Below are 15,772 nucleotides of genomic sequence, written 5' to 3' on the forward strand. Positions count from 1 at the left end.
CATGCACGCTTTGCAAGCCAAGATCCTCGACCCCCGCCTCGGCAACGAATTCCCGCTACCGGCCTACGCCACACCGGGCTCCGCCGGCCTGGACCTGCGCGCCATGCTCAAGGAAGACACCGTCCTTGAGCCGGGCCAGACCCTCCTGATTCCGACCGGCCTGTCGATCTACGTGGGCGACCCCGGCCTGGCGGCGCTGATCCTGCCGCGTTCCGGCCTGGGCCATAAACACGGCATCGTGCTGGGCAACCTCGTCGGCCTGATCGACTCCGACTACCAGGGCGAACTGATGGTGTCGTGTTGGAACCGTGGCCAGACCGCGTTCAACATCGCCGTCGGCGAGCGCATCGCCCAACTGGTGCTGGTGCCAGTGGTGCAAGCGCACTTCGAACTGGTGCAGAAGTTCGACGAAACGCAACGCGGCGCAGGCGGTTTTGGCCATTCCGGCAGCCACTGACTAAGCTGATATCTGGCCGGGCGCCCTTGTCCGGCCAGATGCCACCGCATGGCTTTTCAGGATGAAGAATGCGCGGACTTAATCAGCGAGATTTCCCTTTTGAAATCAATGCATTACGTAATCGCCAAGGCAAATCACGCATGCCGATGGCATTTTTACACCACGAACTCTCTGCCGAAAACGCCGTCATACCCTTCAGTTTGAGCCCGCCGGTCAGCCACATTCAGGCCAGCTTTGCCCCTTTCAGATGGAGTTTCCCCCCGCGATGAGTACCGCAGCCCGAGTAGCCCCGACATTCCCCGACAGCATCTTCCGCGCCTACGACATCCGTGGTGTGGTACCCAAGACCCTGACCGCCGAAACCGCCTATTGGATCGGCCGCGCCATCGGCTCCCAAAGCCTGGCCCAGGGCGAGCCGAACGTATCGGTAGGCCGTGACGGCCGGCTGTCCGGCCCGGAGCTGGTGGCGCAACTGATCCAGGGCCTGGCCGACAGCGGCTGCCATGTCAGCGACGTCGGCCTGGTGCCCACCCCCGCGCTGTACTACGCCGCGAATGTGCTGGCGGGCAAATCCGGGGTGATGCTGACCGGCAGCCATAACCCGTCGGACTACAACGGCTTCAAGATCGTCATCGCCGGCGACACCCTCGCCAACGAACAGATTCAGGCCCTGCACACACGCCTGAAAACCAACGACCTCACCAGCGGCAAAGGCAGCATCACCAAGGTCGACATCCTTCAGCGCTACTCGGACGAAATCACCGGTGACGTCAAACTCGCCCGCCGCCTCAAAGTGGTGGTGGACTGCGGCAACGGCGCGGCCGGCGTGATTGCCCCGCAATTGCTCAAAGCACTGAACTGCGAAGTGATCCCGCTGTTCTGCGACGTCGACGGCAACTTCCCCAACCATCATCCGGACCCGGGCAAGCCTGAAAACCTGGTAGACCTGATCGCCAAGGTCAAGGAAACCGGAGCCGACGTCGGCCTGGCCTTTGATGGCGATGGCGACCGTGTCGGCGTGGTGACAGAAACCGGCGAAAACGTGTTCGCCGACCGCCTGCTGATGCTGTTCGCCCGCGACGTGGTGGCGCGCAACCCCAACGCCGAAATCATCTTCGACGTGAAGTGCACCCGCCGCCTCACGCCGCTGATCAAGGAGTACGGCGGTCGCCCGCTAATGTGGAAGACCGGTCATTCGTTGATCAAAAAGAAAATGAAGGAAACCGGCGCGCTGTTGGCCGGTGAAATGAGCGGCCATGTGTTCTTCAAGGAGCGCTGGTTCGGCTTTGACGACGGTATTTACAGCGCCGCTCGTCTGCTGGAGATCCTCAGCAAGGAAAAATCGACCGCACAGGAGCTGTTTCAGACGTTCCCGAATGATATTTCTACGCCTGAGATCAATATCCATGTGACCGAAGAGAGCAAATTCAGCATCATTGACGCACTGCACGATGCGCAATGGGGCGAAGGCGCCAACCTGACCTCCATTGATGGTGTGCGAGTCGATTACGCCAAAGGCTGGGGCCTGGTTCGCGCGTCCAACACCACACCGGTGCTGGTCCTGCGTTTCGAGGCGGATACCGAGGCTGAGTTGCAGCGCATCAAGGACGTGTTCCACGCCCAGTTGAAACGTGTTGCCCCTGATCTCCAATTACCGTTCTGATTTTTTACCGGAGCCCTGAATGACCCTCGAACGCGAAGCCGCTGCCAACACTGCCAAGGTCCTGTCCGAAGCGTTGCCTTACATCCGACGCTACGTCGGCAAGACGCTGGTGATCAAGTACGGCGGCAATGCCATGGAAAGCGACGAGCTGAAAACCGGTTTTGCCCGCGACATCGTGTTGATGAAAGCCGTGGGGATCAACCCGGTGGTGGTGCACGGTGGCGGCCCGCAAATCGGTGACCTGCTCAAGCGCTTGTCGATCGAGAGTCACTTCATCGATGGCATGCGCGTCACTGACGCGCAGACCATGGACGTGGTGGAGATGGTCCTCGGCGGCCAGGTGAACAAAGACATCGTCAACCTGATCAACCGTCATGGCGGCAGCGCCATCGGCCTGACCGGCAAGGACGCAGAGCTGATCCGCGCGAAAAAGCTGACAGTCACCCGTCAGACGCCAGAGATGACCCAGCCGGAAATCATCGACATCGGCCAGGTGGGCGAAGTGGTCGGCGTGAACACCGACCTGCTGAACCTGCTGGTCAAGGGCGACTTCATTCCGGTGATCGCGCCGATCGGCGTGGGCGCCAACGGTGAGTCCTACAACATCAACGCCGACCTGGTGGCCGGCAAGGTGGCCGAAGCACTGAAGGCTGAAAAGTTGATGCTGCTGACCAACATCGCCGGTCTGATGGACAAGGAAGGCAAGGTGTTGACCGGCCTGACCACTCAGCAAGTCGACGAATTGATCGCCGATGGCACCATCTACGGCGGCATGCTGCCGAAGATCCGCTGCGCGCTGGAAGCAGTGCAAGGCGGCGTGGGCAGTTCGTTGATCATCGACGGCCGGGTGCCGAACGCCGTGCTGCTGGAGATCTTCACCGATACCGGCATGGGCACGCTGATCAGCAACCGCAAGCGTTCCTAATCGCTGAAAACCAAAAAGCCCCCGCTCAACTGAATTGAACGGGGGCTTTTTGTTTGTACTCGGTCCAAATGTGGGAGCTGGCTTGCCTGCGATGAGGGCGGCGCATTCAACAACTCTATCGCCCGATATACCGCTATCGCGGGCAAGCCCGCTCCCACAGGGGATCGGTGTCAGACGCCAAATTGCTCGCGGTACGCGCGAACCGCCGGCAAGTGTTGCTTGAGCTGCGGGTCATCTTCCAGGAACTGCAGCACCTGGTTCAACGACACAATGCTCACCACCGGAATACCGAAATCACGCTCCACTTCCTGGATCGCCGACAATTCACCGTTGCCACGCTCCTGGCGGTTCAGCGCGATCAGCACGCCGGCGGCCTTGGCGCCTTCCTGGGACGCGATGATCTGCATCACTTCACGGATGGCAGTGCCAGCGGTGATCACGTCGTCGATGATCAGCACGTCGCCCTTGAGCGGAGCCCCGACCAGGCTGCCGCCTTCGCCGTGGGCCTTGGCTTCCTTGCGGTTGAAGCACCACGGCAGATCCTGCCCATGGTGTTCAGCCAACGCCACGGCAGTCGCCGCCGCCAGGGGGATACCCTTGTAGGCTGGGCCGAACAGCACGTCGAAAGGAATACCGCTTTCCACAATGGCCGCCGCGTAGAAACGACCCAACTGGGCCAGGGCCGAACCCGAGTTGAACAGGCCTGCGTTGAAGAAATACGGGCTGGTGCGCCCGGACTTAAGAGTGAACTCACCGAAGCGCAAAACCCCGCGATCGATGGCAAAACGAATGAAATCGCGTTGATACGCCTGCATGAAAAAAGCCTCAGATACCACGGATTTAGCTAATTAGGTAGACGGCGTGTATCATACACGCACGCGATTTTTGGGGCCATTTATGCGGATCATCAGTGTGAACGTCAATGGTATTCAGGCTGCAGTCGAGCGTGGTTTGCTCAGTTGGCTGCAAGCACAGAATGCCGACGTCATCTGCCTGCAGGACACTCGCGCCTCCGCCTTTGAACTGGACGACCCAGCCTTCCAACTGGATGGCTACTTCCTTTATGCCTGCGATGCCGAAGTGCCCACCCAAGGTGGCGTGGCTTTGTACTCGCGGTTGCAACCCAAGGCGGTCATCAGCGGCCTCGGCTTCGAGACAGCCGACCGCTACGGGCGCTACCTGCAAGCCGATTTCGACAAGGTCAGCATCGCGACCTTGCTGCTTCCTTCGGGGCAGAACGGCGATGAAGACTTGAACCAGAAGTTCAAGCTAATGGACGACTTCGCCCGTTACCTGGATAAACAGCGGCGTAAACGTCGCGAGTACATTTACTGTGGCTCGCTGTACGTGGCGCAACAAAAGCTGGATATCAAGAACTGGCGCGACAGCCAGCAATCCCCGGGCTTCCTGGCGCCGGAACGGGCCTGGATGGACGAGATTGTCGGCAACATGGGCTACGTGGATGCCCTGCGTGAAGTCAGCCGCGAAGGTGACCAGTACAGCTGGTGGCCGGATAACGAACAGGCCGAGATGCTCAACCTGGGTTGGCGTTTCGATTACCAACTGCTGACCCCGGGCCTGCGCCGCTTCGTTCGCAGTGCACGCCTGCCACGCCAGCCGCGCTTCTCGCAACACGCGCCGCTGATCGTGGACTACGACTGGACACTGACCATTTGAGGTCTTTTTCCAGGTACAAAAAAAACCGACATCGCTGTCGGTTTTTTTGTGGGTGTTCATTATTTGACCAGTCGCCAGGTCAAGGGGTAGCGATAGGCAATGCCCTTGTTGGCCTTGATCGAGCCGATGATCGTCAGCACCACGCTGGCGATGGCCAGGGCCGTCATCAGGAAAAACCCGATCACCGCAAAGGCCAGCACGATGCACACGATCCAGGCGATAGCCACGGTGATCTGGAAATTCAGCGCTTCCTTGCCCTGATCATCAATGAACGGGCTGACTTCCTTCTTCATCTGCCACAGGATCAGTGGCCCCACGACACTGCCAAAGGGGAACACAAACCCCAGAAACGCCGCGAGGTGACACAACATTGCACTTTGACGCACTTCGTAGGAAAGCGTGGGTTCGGGCAGTTGGCTGTCATTCATGGCGTTTCTCCTTGAGGTAGACCGGCTCAGTCGGCGAGCGCGGCGTTTTGCAGCTCGAAGATCTCGGTCATGCCTTTCTGGGCCAGTGCGAGCATGGCATTCAGGTCGGCCGGCTGGAATGGCGCGCCTTCGGCGGTGCCCTGCACTTCGATGAAACCACCGGTGCTAGTCATCACCACGTTCAGGTCGGTCTCGGCGGCCGAGTCTTCCAGGTAATCCAGGTCCAGCACAGGCTCGCCCTGGTACATGCCCACCGACACGGCGGCGATCATTTGCTTGAGCGGGTCGCCACCTTTCAGGCCGCCGCGCTTCTTGATCACTTTCAGTGCGTCAACCAGGGCGACCATGGCGCCGGTGATGGACGCGGTGCGGGTGCCACCGTCGGCCTGGATCACGTCGCAATCGACATACAGGGTGACGTCGCCCAGCTTGGACATATCCAGGGCTGCGCGCAGGGAACGACCGATCAGACGCTGGATTTCCAGGGTACGACCGCCCTGCTTGCCGCGGCTGGCCTCACGCTGGTTACGCTCGCCGGTGGCACGCGGAAGCATGCCGTATTCGGCGGTCAGCCAGCCCTGGCCCTGGCCTTTGAGGAAACGCGGCACGCCGTTTTCGACGCTGACGGTGCAGATCACCTTGGTATCGCCAAACTCGACCAGTACAGAACCCTCGGCGTGTTTGGTGTAGTTGCGGGTGATGCGGATCGAGCGGAGCTGATCGGCAGCGCGACCACTTGGACGTTTCATAGGGGGTACCTGTACGGAGGACGAAAAACTGCCGACATTATAGAGCCGCGAACCGTTTCGGGGCACTTCTAAAAATTCGGTTACCAAAGGCCTGCCCATCGCCCATTGTTTGGGCGTGCCCGTCCCACTGCGCTACAATCCTGCGCCTTCTCAACCACCAGCCCGTATTTGCGGGACTGCAACGCGAGGTACCTCCATGGTGCACAGCATGACCGCCTTCGCCCGCGTCGAAAAAGCCGGCGTCCAAGGGACCCTGAGCTGGGAACTGCGCTCGGTCAACAGCCGCTACCTGGAGCCGCACCTGCGCCTGCCGGAATCGTTCCGCGACCTCGAAGGCGCCGTGCGTGAAGCGCTGCGCCAGGGCATATCCCGGGGCAAGCTGGAGTGCACCCTGCGTTTTACCGAGGAAACCACCGGCAAACCCTTGCAGGTTGATCGCGACCGCGCCGCGCAGTTGGTCGCCGCTGCCGAAACCATCGCAGGCCTGATCAAGCAACCTGCCGCGCTGAACCCGTTGGAGGTGCTGGCCTGGCCTGGCGTACTGGTGGCGGACGCCACAGACCCGCAGGCCCTCAACGCTGAAGCCCTCGCCCTGTTCAATCAGGGTTTGAAGGAGCTCAAGGCCGGCCGCGAACGCGAAGGGGCCGAACTGGCCCGCCTGATCAACGAGCGCCTGACCGCCATCGAAGAAGACGTGGTCACGCTGCGCGAGCTGGTGCCGCAGATGCTCGCCACCCAGCGTCAGAAGGTCCTCGACCGCTTCACCGACATGAAGGCCGACCTCGACCCCACGCGCCTGGAACAGGAAATGGTGCTGCTCGCACAAAAAAGCGACGTGGCCGAAGAACTCGACCGCCTGAGCACCCACATCCTCGAAGTGCGCCGCGTACTCAAGTCTGCCGGTGCCGCCGGTCGGCGCCTGGACTTCCTGATGCAGGAACTCAACCGCGAAGCCAATACACTGGGTTCCAAGGCGTTTGACCCGCGCAGCACACAGGCTGCGGTCAACCTCAAAGTGTTGATCGAGCAGATGCGCGAACAAGTACAGAATATTGAGTAAGGCAACCTCCATGACCCACAGCACCGGCACCCTTTACATCATTTCCGCCCCTTCGGGCGCGGGCAAAAGCAGCCTGGTCAAAGCCCTGACCGACGCTGACGAGCAGATCCGCATCTCGGTGTCCCACACCACCCGCGCCATGCGCCCGGGCGAGGTGAACGGCGTGCACTATCACTTCGTCGAGCGCACCGAGTTCGTCAAGATGATCGAACACGGCGACTTCCTGGAGCGTGCCGAAGTGTTCGGCAACCTCTACGGCACTTCACAAAGTCATCTGCAGCAGACTCTGGACGAAGGCCACGACCTGATCCTGGAAATCGACTGGCAGGGCGCCGAGCAAGTGCGCCAGTTGATGCCAAAGGCGCGCTCCATCTTTATTCTGCCGCCGTCGCTGAAAGCGTTGCACCAGCGCCTGACCAACCGTGGCCAGGACAGCGACGAAATCATCGAAGGCCGCATGCGTGAAGCCGTCAGCGAAATGAGCCACTACGTCGACTACGACTACCTGATCATCAACGACGACTTTGCCCACGCACTGGACGACTTGAAGGCGATTTTCCGCACCAATCAGCTCCAGCAAAAGCGTCAACAACAGCGTTTCGGCAAATTGCTGGCCGAACTGCTCGGTTGATTGGCACTTCCCAAAACGGCTGCAAGGGCTTTACATTGGCACTTGCAGCGGTTTTACGAAGGTTTGCGAAAAATCAGCGCTTCCCTAAACGCTGGTGATTTTTTAAACTGTTTAGTCCGCTCGCCCAACCGGGCAGCGCGCATCTTGCATTCGCTCCGAGGAATACCATGGCCCGCGTAACCGTTGAAGACTGCCTAGAACACGTGGATAACCGCTTTGAGCTGGTCATGCTCTCTACCAAGCGTGCCCGTCAACTGGCCACTGGCGGCAAAGAGCCCCTGGTCCAGTGGGAAAACGACAAGCCTACCGTAGTTGCCCTGCGTGAAATTGCTGAAGGCCTGATGAGCTACGAGTTCATCGCCAACGCCGAAATCGTTGAAGACGAACCGCTGTTTGCAGCGTTCGAGGACGAGTCCAACGAGGCCGTCTAAGCCTATGCCTGGTCGACGTAGCACGGCGCGGGGTCACAGCCAACGGCAGGAGTTCACACTTTGCCGAGCATAGACGCCCTCGCCGATCGCTTATCGGCCTACCTCGGCCCAGACCAGGTCAACCTGGTCCGCCGAGCGTATTTCTACGCCGAACAAGCCCACGACGGCCAACGCCGCCGTAGCGGCGAGGCGTACGTCACCCATCCTCTTGCGGTGGCAAACATTCTGGCCGACATGCACATGGACCATCAGAGCCTGATGGCCGCGATGCTGCATGACGTGATCGAGGACACCGGCATCGCCAAGGAAGCGCTCAGTGCGCAATTTGGCGAAACCGTGGCCGAACTGGTCGACGGGGTCAGCAAACTGACCCAGATGAATTTCGAGACCAAGGCCGAAGCCCAGGCGGAAAACTTCCAGAAGATGGCCATGGCCATGGCCCGTGACATCCGGGTGATTCTGGTCAAGCTCGCCGACCGGCTGCACAACATGCGCACGCTGGAAGTGCTGTCCGGCGAAAAACGCCGGCGCATCGCCAAGGAAACCCTGGAAATCTACGCGCCCATCGCCAACCGGCTGGGTATGCACGCCATTCGCATCGAATTCGAAGACCTGGGCTTCAAGGCCATGCACCCGATGCGTTCGGCGCGCATCTACCAGGCGGTCAAGCGCGCCCGGGGCAACCGCAAGGAAATCGTCAACAAGATCGAAGAGTCGCTGAGCCACTGCCTGGCGATCGACGAGATTGAAGGCGAAGTCAGCGGCCGGCAGAAGCACCTCTACGGCATCTACAAAAAGATGCGCGGCAAGCGCCGGGCCTTCAACGAGATCATGGACGTATATGCGTTCCGGATCATCGTCGACAAGGTCGACACCTGCTACCGGGTGCTGGGTGCTGTACATAATTTGTACAAACCCCTGCCGGGACGCTTCAAGGATTACATCGCGATCCCCAAGGCCAACGGCTATCAGTCGCTGCACACCACGCTGTTTGGCATGCATGGCGTGCCGATCGAGATCCAGATTCGCACTCGCGAAATGGAAGAGATGGCCAACAACGGCATCGCCGCTCACTGGCTGTACAAATCCAGCGGCGACGAGCAGCCAAAAGGCACCCATGCCCGCGCCCGCCAGTGGGTCAAAGGCGTGCTGGAAATGCAGCAACGTGCCGGCAACTCCCTCGAATTTATCGAAAGCGTGAAGATCGACCTGTTCCCGGACGAGGTCTACGTGTTCACGCCCAAAGGCCGGATCATGGAGCTGCCCAAGGGCTCCACGGCGGTCGACTTCGCGTATGCGGTGCACACCGACGTGGGCAACAGCTGCATTGCCTGTCGGATCAATCGTCGTCTCGCACCGCTGTCCGAACCGCTGCAAAGCGGCTCCACGGTCGAGATCGTCAGCGCACCCGGCGCACGCCCGAACCCGGCGTGGCTCAATTTCGTGGTCACCGGCAAGGCGCGCACCCACATTCGCCACGCCCTCAAACTGCAACGCCGCTCCGAATCCATCAGCCTGGGCGAGCGACTGTTGAACAAGGTGCTCAACGGCTTTGACAGCGCCCTCGACAAGATCCCGACCGAGCGCGTTCAAGCGATGCTCCACGAGTACCGCCAGGAAACCATCGAAGATTTGCTGGAAGACATCGGCCTGGGCAACCGCATGGCCTATGTGGTCGCCCGCCGCCTGCTCGGTGAAGGCGAGCAATTGCCGAGCCCCGAAGGCCCGCTGGCGATCCGCGGCACCGAGGGCCTGGTGCTCAGCTACGCCAAGTGCTGCACGCCGATTCCGGGCGACCCGATTGTCGGCCACTTGTCGGCGGGCAAAGGCATGGTCGTGCACCTGGACAATTGCCGAAACATCACCGAAATCCGCCACAACCCGGAAAAATGCATCCAGCTCTCGTGGGCCAAGGATGTCACCGGCGAATTCAACGTCGAACTGCGCGTCGAGCTGGAACACCAGCGCGGCCTGATCGCCCTGCTCGCCAGCAGCGTCAACGCAGCCGACGGCAATATCGAGAAAATCAGCATGGACGAGCGCGATGGTCGCATCAGCGTGGTCCAACTGGTGGTCAGCGTGCACGACCGCGTGCACCTGGCCCGCGTGATCAAGAAACTGCGCGCCTTGACCGGGGTCATCCGCATCACCCGCATGCGTGCCTAACCGAACCCTTACAAGGAGTCACACATGACCAAGACCGTTATCACCAGCGACAAGGCCCCGGCCGCCATCGGGACCTACTCCCAGGCCATCAAGGCGGGCAACACCGTCTACATGTCCGGCCAGATCCCGCTGGACCCAAAAACCATGGAACTGGTGGAAGGGTTTGAAGCACAGACCGTACAGGTTTTCGAAAACCTGAAGTCAGTTGCCGAGGCGGCCGGTGGTTCGTTCAAAGACATCGTCAAACTGAACATTTTCCTCACCGACCTGAGCCACTTCGCCAAGGTCAACGAGATCATGGGCAAATACTTCGAACAACCGTACCCGGCCCGCGCCGCCATCGGCGTTGCCGCCCTGCCAAAGGGCGCGCAGGTTGAGATGGACGCGATTCTGGTCATCGAGTAAAAACATCCGGCGCAGCCTTTACGGGCTGCGCCGATTTCGTTTCAGAAGGATTTCGTAATGCGCAAAGCGCTTGTAGCCTCTTCGTTGCTTGCCCTGTTGCTTGGCGGCTGTGCCAGCAACCCCGCCGACCTGGATGTGAGCGGCACCTGGATCAACCAGGCCGCCATCGACGCGGCAGCCAAGGGCGGCCCTTTGCGTGAAGCCCTGCAGTCCTATGGCCCGAACCTCGAATGGGAGGTCAACACCAAGGCGGCGCAGGCCCGCTACTACAACGGTTTTGAAGTAGCGGAAGGCAAGCTGCTCGGTGAAAAATCCGGCGCCTGGAGCGTCGATTTCTACGGCAGCACCGCCACCGAACTCAAGCGCAAAGGCAAGCAACTGCTGCAAGTGGCCAACGATAACGAGCCCGAGCAGCTGTTTGCCCGCGCCAAGGACCCGGCCCCGGAGGGCGCACCACTGGGCGCAAACTTCGAGCGCGCGCTGTATGCGGCTTACCTGGGCGGCGACTGGAAGATCAAGGACGGCAATGGCGACGGCGCCATCGTGCAGTTCCAGGCCAACGGCAAAGTCGCCGGCCTGCCTGGGGTTGACCAGTATTCGCTGTGCCTGGCGGGCGACTGTGCCTCCATGAGCGGCGGCTACGACAGCATCTGGCTGCAACTGAACGGCCAGGGCAACCCCTGGATCTTCATGCGCAAGGGCAAGAAGCTGGAAATCTTCCAGGCAGTGAATACCGCGCTGGCGGATGAAGTGCCTCAGTTCACCCCCGGCCCACGCCAGTGGCTGCTGGAAAAGCAATAACCAGCACCACCCGAATCCAAATGTGGGAGCTGGCTTGCCTGCTCCCACATTCATAACCGTGTTTCAGCCTTTGAGAATCGCCGCGTAACCTTCGCGATAACTCGGATACATCGGCTTCCAGCCCAACGCCCTGGCCCGCGCATTACTGCACTGCTTGCTCCCCGCCCGGCGCACACTGGCATCATCCGCCCACTCGGTGACCCCCAGGTACTCGCGCAACCAGCCCACCACCTCGGCCAGCGGCGCCGGCGCGTCGTCCACACCGATGTAGACCTTGTCCAAAGTCCCGCCCTGTTCCACATGACGCAGCAAAAAGGCCAACAGCCCTGCCGCGTCGTCCGCGTGGATCCGGTTGCCATATAAAGGCGGGTCGATCGCCACGCGATATCCCTGGCGCACTTGGGTCAACAGCCACTCCCGGCCCGGGCCGTAGATGCCGGTCAGGCGCACGATGCTCGCCGGAATGCCGCTGTCGAGGGCGACCTGCTCGGCCTCCAGCATCACTTTTCCGGAATAACCCTGCGCCTGAGTGTCGGACGTTTCATCGACCCACTCACCCTTTTGCTGGCCATACACACTGCTGCTGGACACAAACAACAGGTGCTTGGGTTCCTGGCCATAGTCATTCAGCCACTCCAGCACATGCTGCAACCCTTGTACGTAAGCAGCGCGATACCCGGCCTCGTCGTGGTCGGTCGCAGCGGCGCAGTACACCAGGTAATCCACCCCGCCGATCGGCCAGGTGTCGGGGCAGTCTTTCTTGAACAGGTCGCCGGCAATGCCTGTCACCCCGTCAGGAAGCTTCGACACATCACGGCGCAGGCCGTGAACCTCCCATTCCGAGGCCAGCAATTGGCTAGCCAGCCGACTACCCACATCGCCGCAACCGGCAATCACAACAGAAGGCGCAGACATCACAAAACCCCATTCTTAAAGGCGCAGATTAGCCGCCGGAGATGACCAGCGGCCAGCAAAAGGACAAATAAAGTAACTGTATTACTTCTGTTAACAAGAATTACTTGCAATAATGACCACCCATTTGTCCTCGGCCCTTTCGGGTCTGGCAGGATGATCACTCATTTTTTTCTCTCAGGTCCGGCCAGCATGACACGTAATACAAACCCCGCTTCGCCAACCAAGCCTCACAGCCCATCCCGCGCCTGGCGCGCGATTGCTGCGATGCTGTTCAGCGTACTGCTGGCGCCGACCGCCGCATTCGCTGATGCCACCGCACCCGCAGCCCCGGCCGCTGCCGAACACAACACAGCAACCCCGGCGGCACCTGCCGCTGCACCTGCGGCCACCGACCCGGCCCAGGCTGCGACTCCCGCGCCTGCCGATGATGGCGGTGTCGTGCTGGAAGAAGACAACTCCCTGGGCATGGCCCACGACCTGTCGCCATGGGGCATGTACCAGAACGCAGACGTCGTGGTGAAAGCCGTGATGATCGGCCTGGCCATCGCCTCGATCATCACCTGGACCATCTGGATCGCCAAGGGCTTCGAGCTGCTGGGCGCCAAGCGTCGCCTGCGCGCTGAAATCGTCCACCTGAAAAAAGCCACCACCCTCAAGGAAGCCAGCGACACTGCGACCAAAAAGGGCACCCTGGCGAACCTGCTGGTGCACGACGCGCTGGAAGAAATGCGCCTGTCGGCCAACACCCGCGAAAAGGAAGGCATCAAGGAGCGCGTCAGCTTCCGTCTGGAGCGCCTGGTCGCAGCCTGCGGCCGCAATATGAGCAGCGGCACCGGCGTGCTGGCGACTATCGGCTCCACCGCGCCATTCGTGGGCCTGTTCGGCACCGTATGGGGCATCATGAACAGCTTCATCGGCATCGCCAAAACCCAGACCACCAACCTCGCCGTCGTTGCCCCCGGCATCGCCGAAGCCCTGCTGGCGACTGCCCTGGGCCTGGTTGCCGCGATTCCTGCGGTGGTGATCTACAACGTCTTCGCCCGTTCGATCGCCGGCTACAAGGCTCAGGTATCGGACGCGTCGGCAGAAGTCCTGCTGCTGGTCAGCCGCGACCTCGATCACCTGCCTACCGAGCGCAGCTCGCAACCGCACATGGTGAAAGTGGGGTAATCGGCCATGGGCCTGCATTTGAATCAAGGCGACGACGAACTCGTCGAGAACCACGAAATCAACGTCACACCGTTTATCGACGTGATGCTCGTGCTGCTGATCATCTTCATGGTGGCCGCACCGTTGGCGACCGTGGACATCAAGGTTGACCTGCCCGCATCCAGCGCCAAGCCTGCGCCGCGGCCGGAGAAACCGATTTTCCTCAGCGTGAAGGCGGACCAACGCCTGTTCCTGGGCGAAGAAGAAGTCAAAGCTGAAACCCTGGGGCCGGTGCTCGACGCCAAGACCCAGGGCAAGAAGGACACGACGATCTTCTTCCAGGCCGACAAGGGCGTGGACTACGGCGACCTGATGAGCGTGATGGATGCCCTGCGGGCAGCCGGCTACCTCAAGGTAGGCCTGGTCGGACTTGAGACGGCAGCCAAGAAATGATCACGACGCGCCACAAACTGACGCGGTATGGCACCAGCCTCGCCGTCGTGCTGGGCGTGCATGCCGTCGCGATCATCATCGCGCTCCAATGGTCCGCGCCGCACCCGGTGCAGTTGCCTCCGGCCGCCATGGTCATTGACCTGGCACCGATGCCTGCCCCGCCGCCGCCTGCACCGCCCAAGGTGATCACGCCGCCGCAACCGCCTGCACCGGTAGAAGAGCTGCCCCTGCCGAAACTGGCCGAGGCGCCCAAACCAACGATCCAGGTGCCCAAGCCGGTCAAACCCAAGCCCAAGCCTCAGCCGCCCAAGCCTGTGGAGAAAAAGCCCGAGCCGCCCAAGGAAAAACCTTCCGAAGAGCCGCCAAGCGAGACCCCGCAGAACAACGCGCCGACTGAAAAATCGGCACAGCCGACACCGGGCCCGTCGCCGCAACAGGTCGCTGCCAAAGCATCCTGGGAAGGCACGCTGCTGGCACACCTGCAGAAGTACAAGAAGTACCCGCCGGGCGCGCAACAGCGTGGCAAGGAAGGCTTGAACCGCCTGCGCTTTGTCGTCGATGCCGAAGGCAACGTGCTGTCGTATGAGTTGGTAGGCCGCTCCGGCAACGCCGACCTGGACCGCGCGACCCTGGACATGATCCGTCGCGCCCAGCCACTGCCCAAGCCACCGGCCGACATGTTGAAAGGCGGCAGCGTCGAAATCGTCGCGCCGTTCGTTTACAACATCGAGAAGCGCCGCCGCTAAAAACTGTAGGGGCTGGCTTGTGTGGGAGCTGGCTTGCCTGCGATGCAGGCAAGCCAGCTCCCACATGGTTCATATCGCATCAGCAAAATCTCCCACACTCCCCGCTCAATCCCCACCAAACTTCTGATAACGTGCGTCTATCGATTGCAGCCGGTATGCTTGGCCCGCAACCTCATGGACGCCCGCTATGACTCTTACAGAATTACGCTACATCGTGACCCTCGCCCAAGAGCAGCACTTCGGCCACGCGGCCGAGCGTTGCCATGTCAGCCAGCCGACGCTGTCGGTGGGTGTGAAAAAGCTTGAAGACGAACTCGGTGTGCTGATTTTCGAGCGCAGCAAGAGCGCCGTGCGCCTGACTCCGGTCGGCGAAGGCATCGTTGCCCAGGCCCAGAAGGTACTGGAACAAGCCCAAAGCATTCGGGAACTGGCCCAGGCCGGCAAAAACCAGCTGACCGCCCCGCTGAAAGTCGGCGCCATCTACACCGTCGGCCCGTACCTGTTCCCGCACCTGATTCCGCAACTGCACCGCGTCGCGCCGCAGATGCCGCTGTATATCGAAGAAAACTTCACCCACGTGCTGCGCGACAAACTGCGCAACGGCGAGCTGGACGCGATCATCATCGCCCTGCCCTTCAACGAGGCCGACGTGCTGACGTTGCCGCTCTATGACGAGCCGTTTTACGTGCTGATGCCGGCTTCCCACCCGTGGACGCAGAAAGACACCATCGACGCCGGCCTGCTCAACGACAAGAGCCTGCTGCTGCTCGGCGAAGGCCACTGCTTCCGCGACCAGGTACTGGAAGCCTGCCCGACCCTGACCAAGGGCAACGACGGCGCCAAGCACACCACCGTGGAATCCAGTTCCCTGGAAACCATCCGGCACATGGTTGCTTCCGGCCTGGGCATTTCGATCCTGCCGCTGTCAGCGGTGGACAGCCATCACTACGCCCCCGGCGTGATCGAAGTGCGCCCACTCACGCCACCGGTGCCGTTCCGCACCGTGGCGATTGCCTGGCGCGCCAGCTTCCCGCGCCCGAAAGCCATTGAGATCCTCGCCGACTCGATTCGCCTGTGTTCGGTGGCCAAGCCGCCTGCTGCGAGCTAAGTAAACGT

17 protein-coding genes and 1 pseudogene are annotated in these 15,772 nt (G+C 61.1%); 14 read left to right on the forward strand and 4 right to left on the reverse strand.

What is annotated here, in order from left to right:
- Position 1: 1 nt before the first annotated feature.
- From dut to argB, 3 genes and pseudogenes are all read left to right on the forward strand, one after another.
- Positions 2-457, forward strand: a complete 456-nt coding sequence (gene dut / locus ATI14_RS06000) for a dUTP diphosphatase (protein WP_080520165.1) — start codon at positions 2-4, stop codon at positions 455-457.
- A 247-nt stretch (positions 458-704) separates the two neighbouring features.
- Positions 705-2,120 (forward strand): annotated as a pseudogene (locus ATI14_RS06010) (phosphomannomutase/phosphoglucomutase); the annotation flags it as partial.
- 19 nt (positions 2,121-2,139) lie between these two features.
- The gene (argB, locus tag ATI14_RS06015; protein WP_016970588.1) at positions 2,140-3,045 is read left to right on the forward strand and encodes an acetylglutamate kinase; all 906 of its coding nucleotides are present in this window, start codon (positions 2,140-2,142) and stop codon (positions 3,043-3,045) included.
- Between the two features lie 170 nt (positions 3,046-3,215).
- On the opposite strand, the gene pyrE is transcribed toward argB, so the two are convergent.
- Positions 3,216-3,860 (reverse strand): orotate phosphoribosyltransferase, encoded by a 645-nt coding sequence (gene pyrE / locus ATI14_RS06020; protein WP_016969926.1) that lies wholly within the window; start codon positions 3,858-3,860, stop codon positions 3,216-3,218.
- Positions 3,861-3,942: 82 nt separating this feature from the next.
- On the opposite strand from pyrE, the gene ATI14_RS06025 reads away from it, so the two are divergent.
- Positions 3,943-4,722, forward strand: a complete 780-nt coding sequence (locus ATI14_RS06025; RefSeq protein ID WP_003195493.1) for an exodeoxyribonuclease III — start codon at positions 3,943-3,945, stop codon at positions 4,720-4,722.
- 59 nt (positions 4,723-4,781) lie between these two features.
- On the opposite strand, the gene ATI14_RS06030 is transcribed toward ATI14_RS06025, so the two are convergent.
- A complete protein-coding gene (locus ATI14_RS06030) occupies positions 4,782-5,150 on the reverse strand; it encodes a DUF4870 domain-containing protein (protein WP_016969929.1) in 369 nt (122 codons plus the stop codon).
- Between the two features lie 26 nt (positions 5,151-5,176).
- Complete coding sequence (rph, locus tag ATI14_RS06035; RefSeq protein WP_003213280.1) at positions 5,177-5,899, reverse strand: ribonuclease PH; 723 nt, start codon at positions 5,897-5,899, stop codon at positions 5,177-5,179.
- Between the two features lie 196 nt (positions 5,900-6,095).
- On the opposite strand from rph, the gene ATI14_RS06040 reads away from it, so the two are divergent.
- The 6 genes from ATI14_RS06040 (at position 6,096) to ATI14_RS06065 (ending at position 11,393) form a co-directional block, all read left to right on the forward strand.
- Positions 6,096-6,959 carry a YicC/YloC family endoribonuclease gene (locus ATI14_RS06040; RefSeq protein WP_016969930.1) on the forward strand — a complete coding sequence of 288 codons (864 nt, stop codon included), beginning with the start codon at positions 6,096-6,098 and terminating at the stop codon, positions 6,957-6,959.
- Positions 6,960-6,969: 10 nt separating this feature from the next.
- Entirely contained in the window at positions 6,970-7,590 is a 621-nt protein-coding gene (gmk, locus tag ATI14_RS06045) for a guanylate kinase (protein WP_016969932.1), read from the forward strand.
- 167 nt (positions 7,591-7,757) lie between these two features.
- Entirely contained in the window at positions 7,758-8,021 is a 264-nt protein-coding gene (gene rpoZ / locus ATI14_RS06050; RefSeq protein WP_003176920.1) for a DNA-directed RNA polymerase subunit omega, read from the forward strand.
- Between the two features lie 60 nt (positions 8,022-8,081).
- On the forward strand, positions 8,082-10,187 hold the full coding sequence (gene spoT / locus ATI14_RS06055; RefSeq protein WP_016969933.1) for a bifunctional GTP diphosphokinase/guanosine-3',5'-bis pyrophosphate 3'-pyrophosphohydrolase: 2,106 nt from the start codon (positions 8,082-8,084) through the stop codon (positions 10,185-10,187).
- A gap of 24 nt (positions 10,188-10,211) precedes the next feature.
- The gene (locus ATI14_RS06060; RefSeq protein ID WP_003176922.1) at positions 10,212-10,592 is read left to right on the forward strand and encodes a RidA family protein; all 381 of its coding nucleotides are present in this window, start codon (positions 10,212-10,214) and stop codon (positions 10,590-10,592) included.
- A gap of 57 nt (positions 10,593-10,649) precedes the next feature.
- Positions 10,650-11,393: a hypothetical protein gene (locus tag ATI14_RS06065; RefSeq protein WP_016969934.1), complete on the forward strand. Its 744-nt coding sequence runs from the start codon at positions 10,650-10,652 to the stop codon at positions 11,391-11,393.
- A 63-nt stretch (positions 11,394-11,456) separates the two neighbouring features.
- On the opposite strand, the gene ATI14_RS06070 is transcribed toward ATI14_RS06065, so the two are convergent.
- A complete protein-coding gene (locus ATI14_RS06070) occupies positions 11,457-12,308 on the reverse strand; it encodes an SDR family oxidoreductase (RefSeq protein ID WP_016969935.1) in 852 nt (283 codons plus the stop codon).
- Between the two features lie 189 nt (positions 12,309-12,497).
- On the opposite strand from ATI14_RS06070, the gene exbB reads away from it, so the two are divergent.
- The 4 genes from exbB to ATI14_RS06090 all read left to right on the forward strand — a co-directional run bounded on the left by exbB (position 12,498) and on the right by ATI14_RS06090 (position 15,764).
- Positions 12,498-13,478 carry a tonB-system energizer ExbB gene (exbB, locus tag ATI14_RS06075; protein ID WP_016969937.1) on the forward strand — a complete coding sequence of 327 codons (981 nt, stop codon included), beginning with the start codon at positions 12,498-12,500 and terminating at the stop codon, positions 13,476-13,478.
- Between the two features lie 6 nt (positions 13,479-13,484).
- A complete protein-coding gene (exbD, locus tag ATI14_RS06080) occupies positions 13,485-13,910 on the forward strand; it encodes a TonB system transport protein ExbD (protein WP_003195519.1) in 426 nt (141 codons plus the stop codon).
- Entirely contained in the window at positions 13,907-14,656 is a 750-nt protein-coding gene (locus ATI14_RS06085) for an energy transducer TonB family protein (protein ID WP_016969940.1), read from the forward strand. Before exbD ends, ATI14_RS06085 begins: the two co-directional genes overlap by 4 nt.
- Positions 14,657-14,843: 187 nt before the next feature.
- On the forward strand, positions 14,844-15,764 hold the full coding sequence (locus ATI14_RS06090; protein WP_015886540.1) for a hydrogen peroxide-inducible genes activator: 921 nt from the start codon (positions 14,844-14,846) through the stop codon (positions 15,762-15,764).
- Positions 15,765-15,772 lie beyond the last annotated feature (8 nt).

The organism is Pseudomonas tolaasii NCPPB 2192 (genome assembly GCF_002813445.1).
GTDB lineage: Bacteria > Pseudomonadota > Gammaproteobacteria > Pseudomonadales > Pseudomonadaceae > Aquipseudomonas > Aquipseudomonas tolaasii.

Excerpts from the sequence above, each read along its gene's own strand:
- dut (WP_080520165.1), top strand. The coding sequence starts at position 2 with ATGCACGCTTTGCAAGCCAAGATCCTCGACCCCCGCCTCGGCAACGAA.
- argB (WP_016970588.1), top strand. The coding sequence starts at position 2,140 with ATGACCCTCGAACGCGAAGCCGCTGCCAACACTGCCAAGGTCCTGTCC.
- pyrE (WP_016969926.1), bottom strand. The coding sequence starts at position 3,860 with ATGCAGGCGTATCAACGCGATTTCATTCGTTTTGCCATCGATCGCGGG.
- ATI14_RS06025 (WP_003195493.1), top strand. The coding sequence starts at position 3,943 with ATGCGGATCATCAGTGTGAACGTCAATGGTATTCAGGCTGCAGTCGAG.
- ATI14_RS06030 (WP_016969929.1), bottom strand. The coding sequence starts at position 5,150 with ATGAATGACAGCCAACTGCCCGAACCCACGCTTTCCTACGAAGTGCGT.
- rph (WP_003213280.1), bottom strand. The coding sequence starts at position 5,899 with ATGAAACGTCCAAGTGGTCGCGCTGCCGATCAGCTCCGCTCGATCCGC.
- ATI14_RS06040 (WP_016969930.1), top strand. The coding sequence starts at position 6,096 with ATGGTGCACAGCATGACCGCCTTCGCCCGCGTCGAAAAAGCCGGCGTC.
- gmk (WP_016969932.1), top strand. The coding sequence starts at position 6,970 with ATGACCCACAGCACCGGCACCCTTTACATCATTTCCGCCCCTTCGGGC.
- rpoZ (WP_003176920.1), top strand. The coding sequence starts at position 7,758 with ATGGCCCGCGTAACCGTTGAAGACTGCCTAGAACACGTGGATAACCGC.
- ATI14_RS06060 (WP_003176922.1), top strand. The coding sequence starts at position 10,212 with ATGACCAAGACCGTTATCACCAGCGACAAGGCCCCGGCCGCCATCGGG.
- ATI14_RS06065 (WP_016969934.1), top strand. The coding sequence starts at position 10,650 with ATGCGCAAAGCGCTTGTAGCCTCTTCGTTGCTTGCCCTGTTGCTTGGC.
- ATI14_RS06070 (WP_016969935.1), bottom strand. The coding sequence starts at position 12,308 with ATGTCTGCGCCTTCTGTTGTGATTGCCGGTTGCGGCGATGTGGGTAGT.
- exbB (WP_016969937.1), top strand. The coding sequence starts at position 12,498 with ATGACACGTAATACAAACCCCGCTTCGCCAACCAAGCCTCACAGCCCA.
- exbD (WP_003195519.1), top strand. The coding sequence starts at position 13,485 with ATGGGCCTGCATTTGAATCAAGGCGACGACGAACTCGTCGAGAACCAC.
- ATI14_RS06085 (WP_016969940.1), top strand. The coding sequence starts at position 13,907 with ATGATCACGACGCGCCACAAACTGACGCGGTATGGCACCAGCCTCGCC.
- ATI14_RS06090 (WP_015886540.1), top strand. The coding sequence starts at position 14,844 with ATGACTCTTACAGAATTACGCTACATCGTGACCCTCGCCCAAGAGCAG.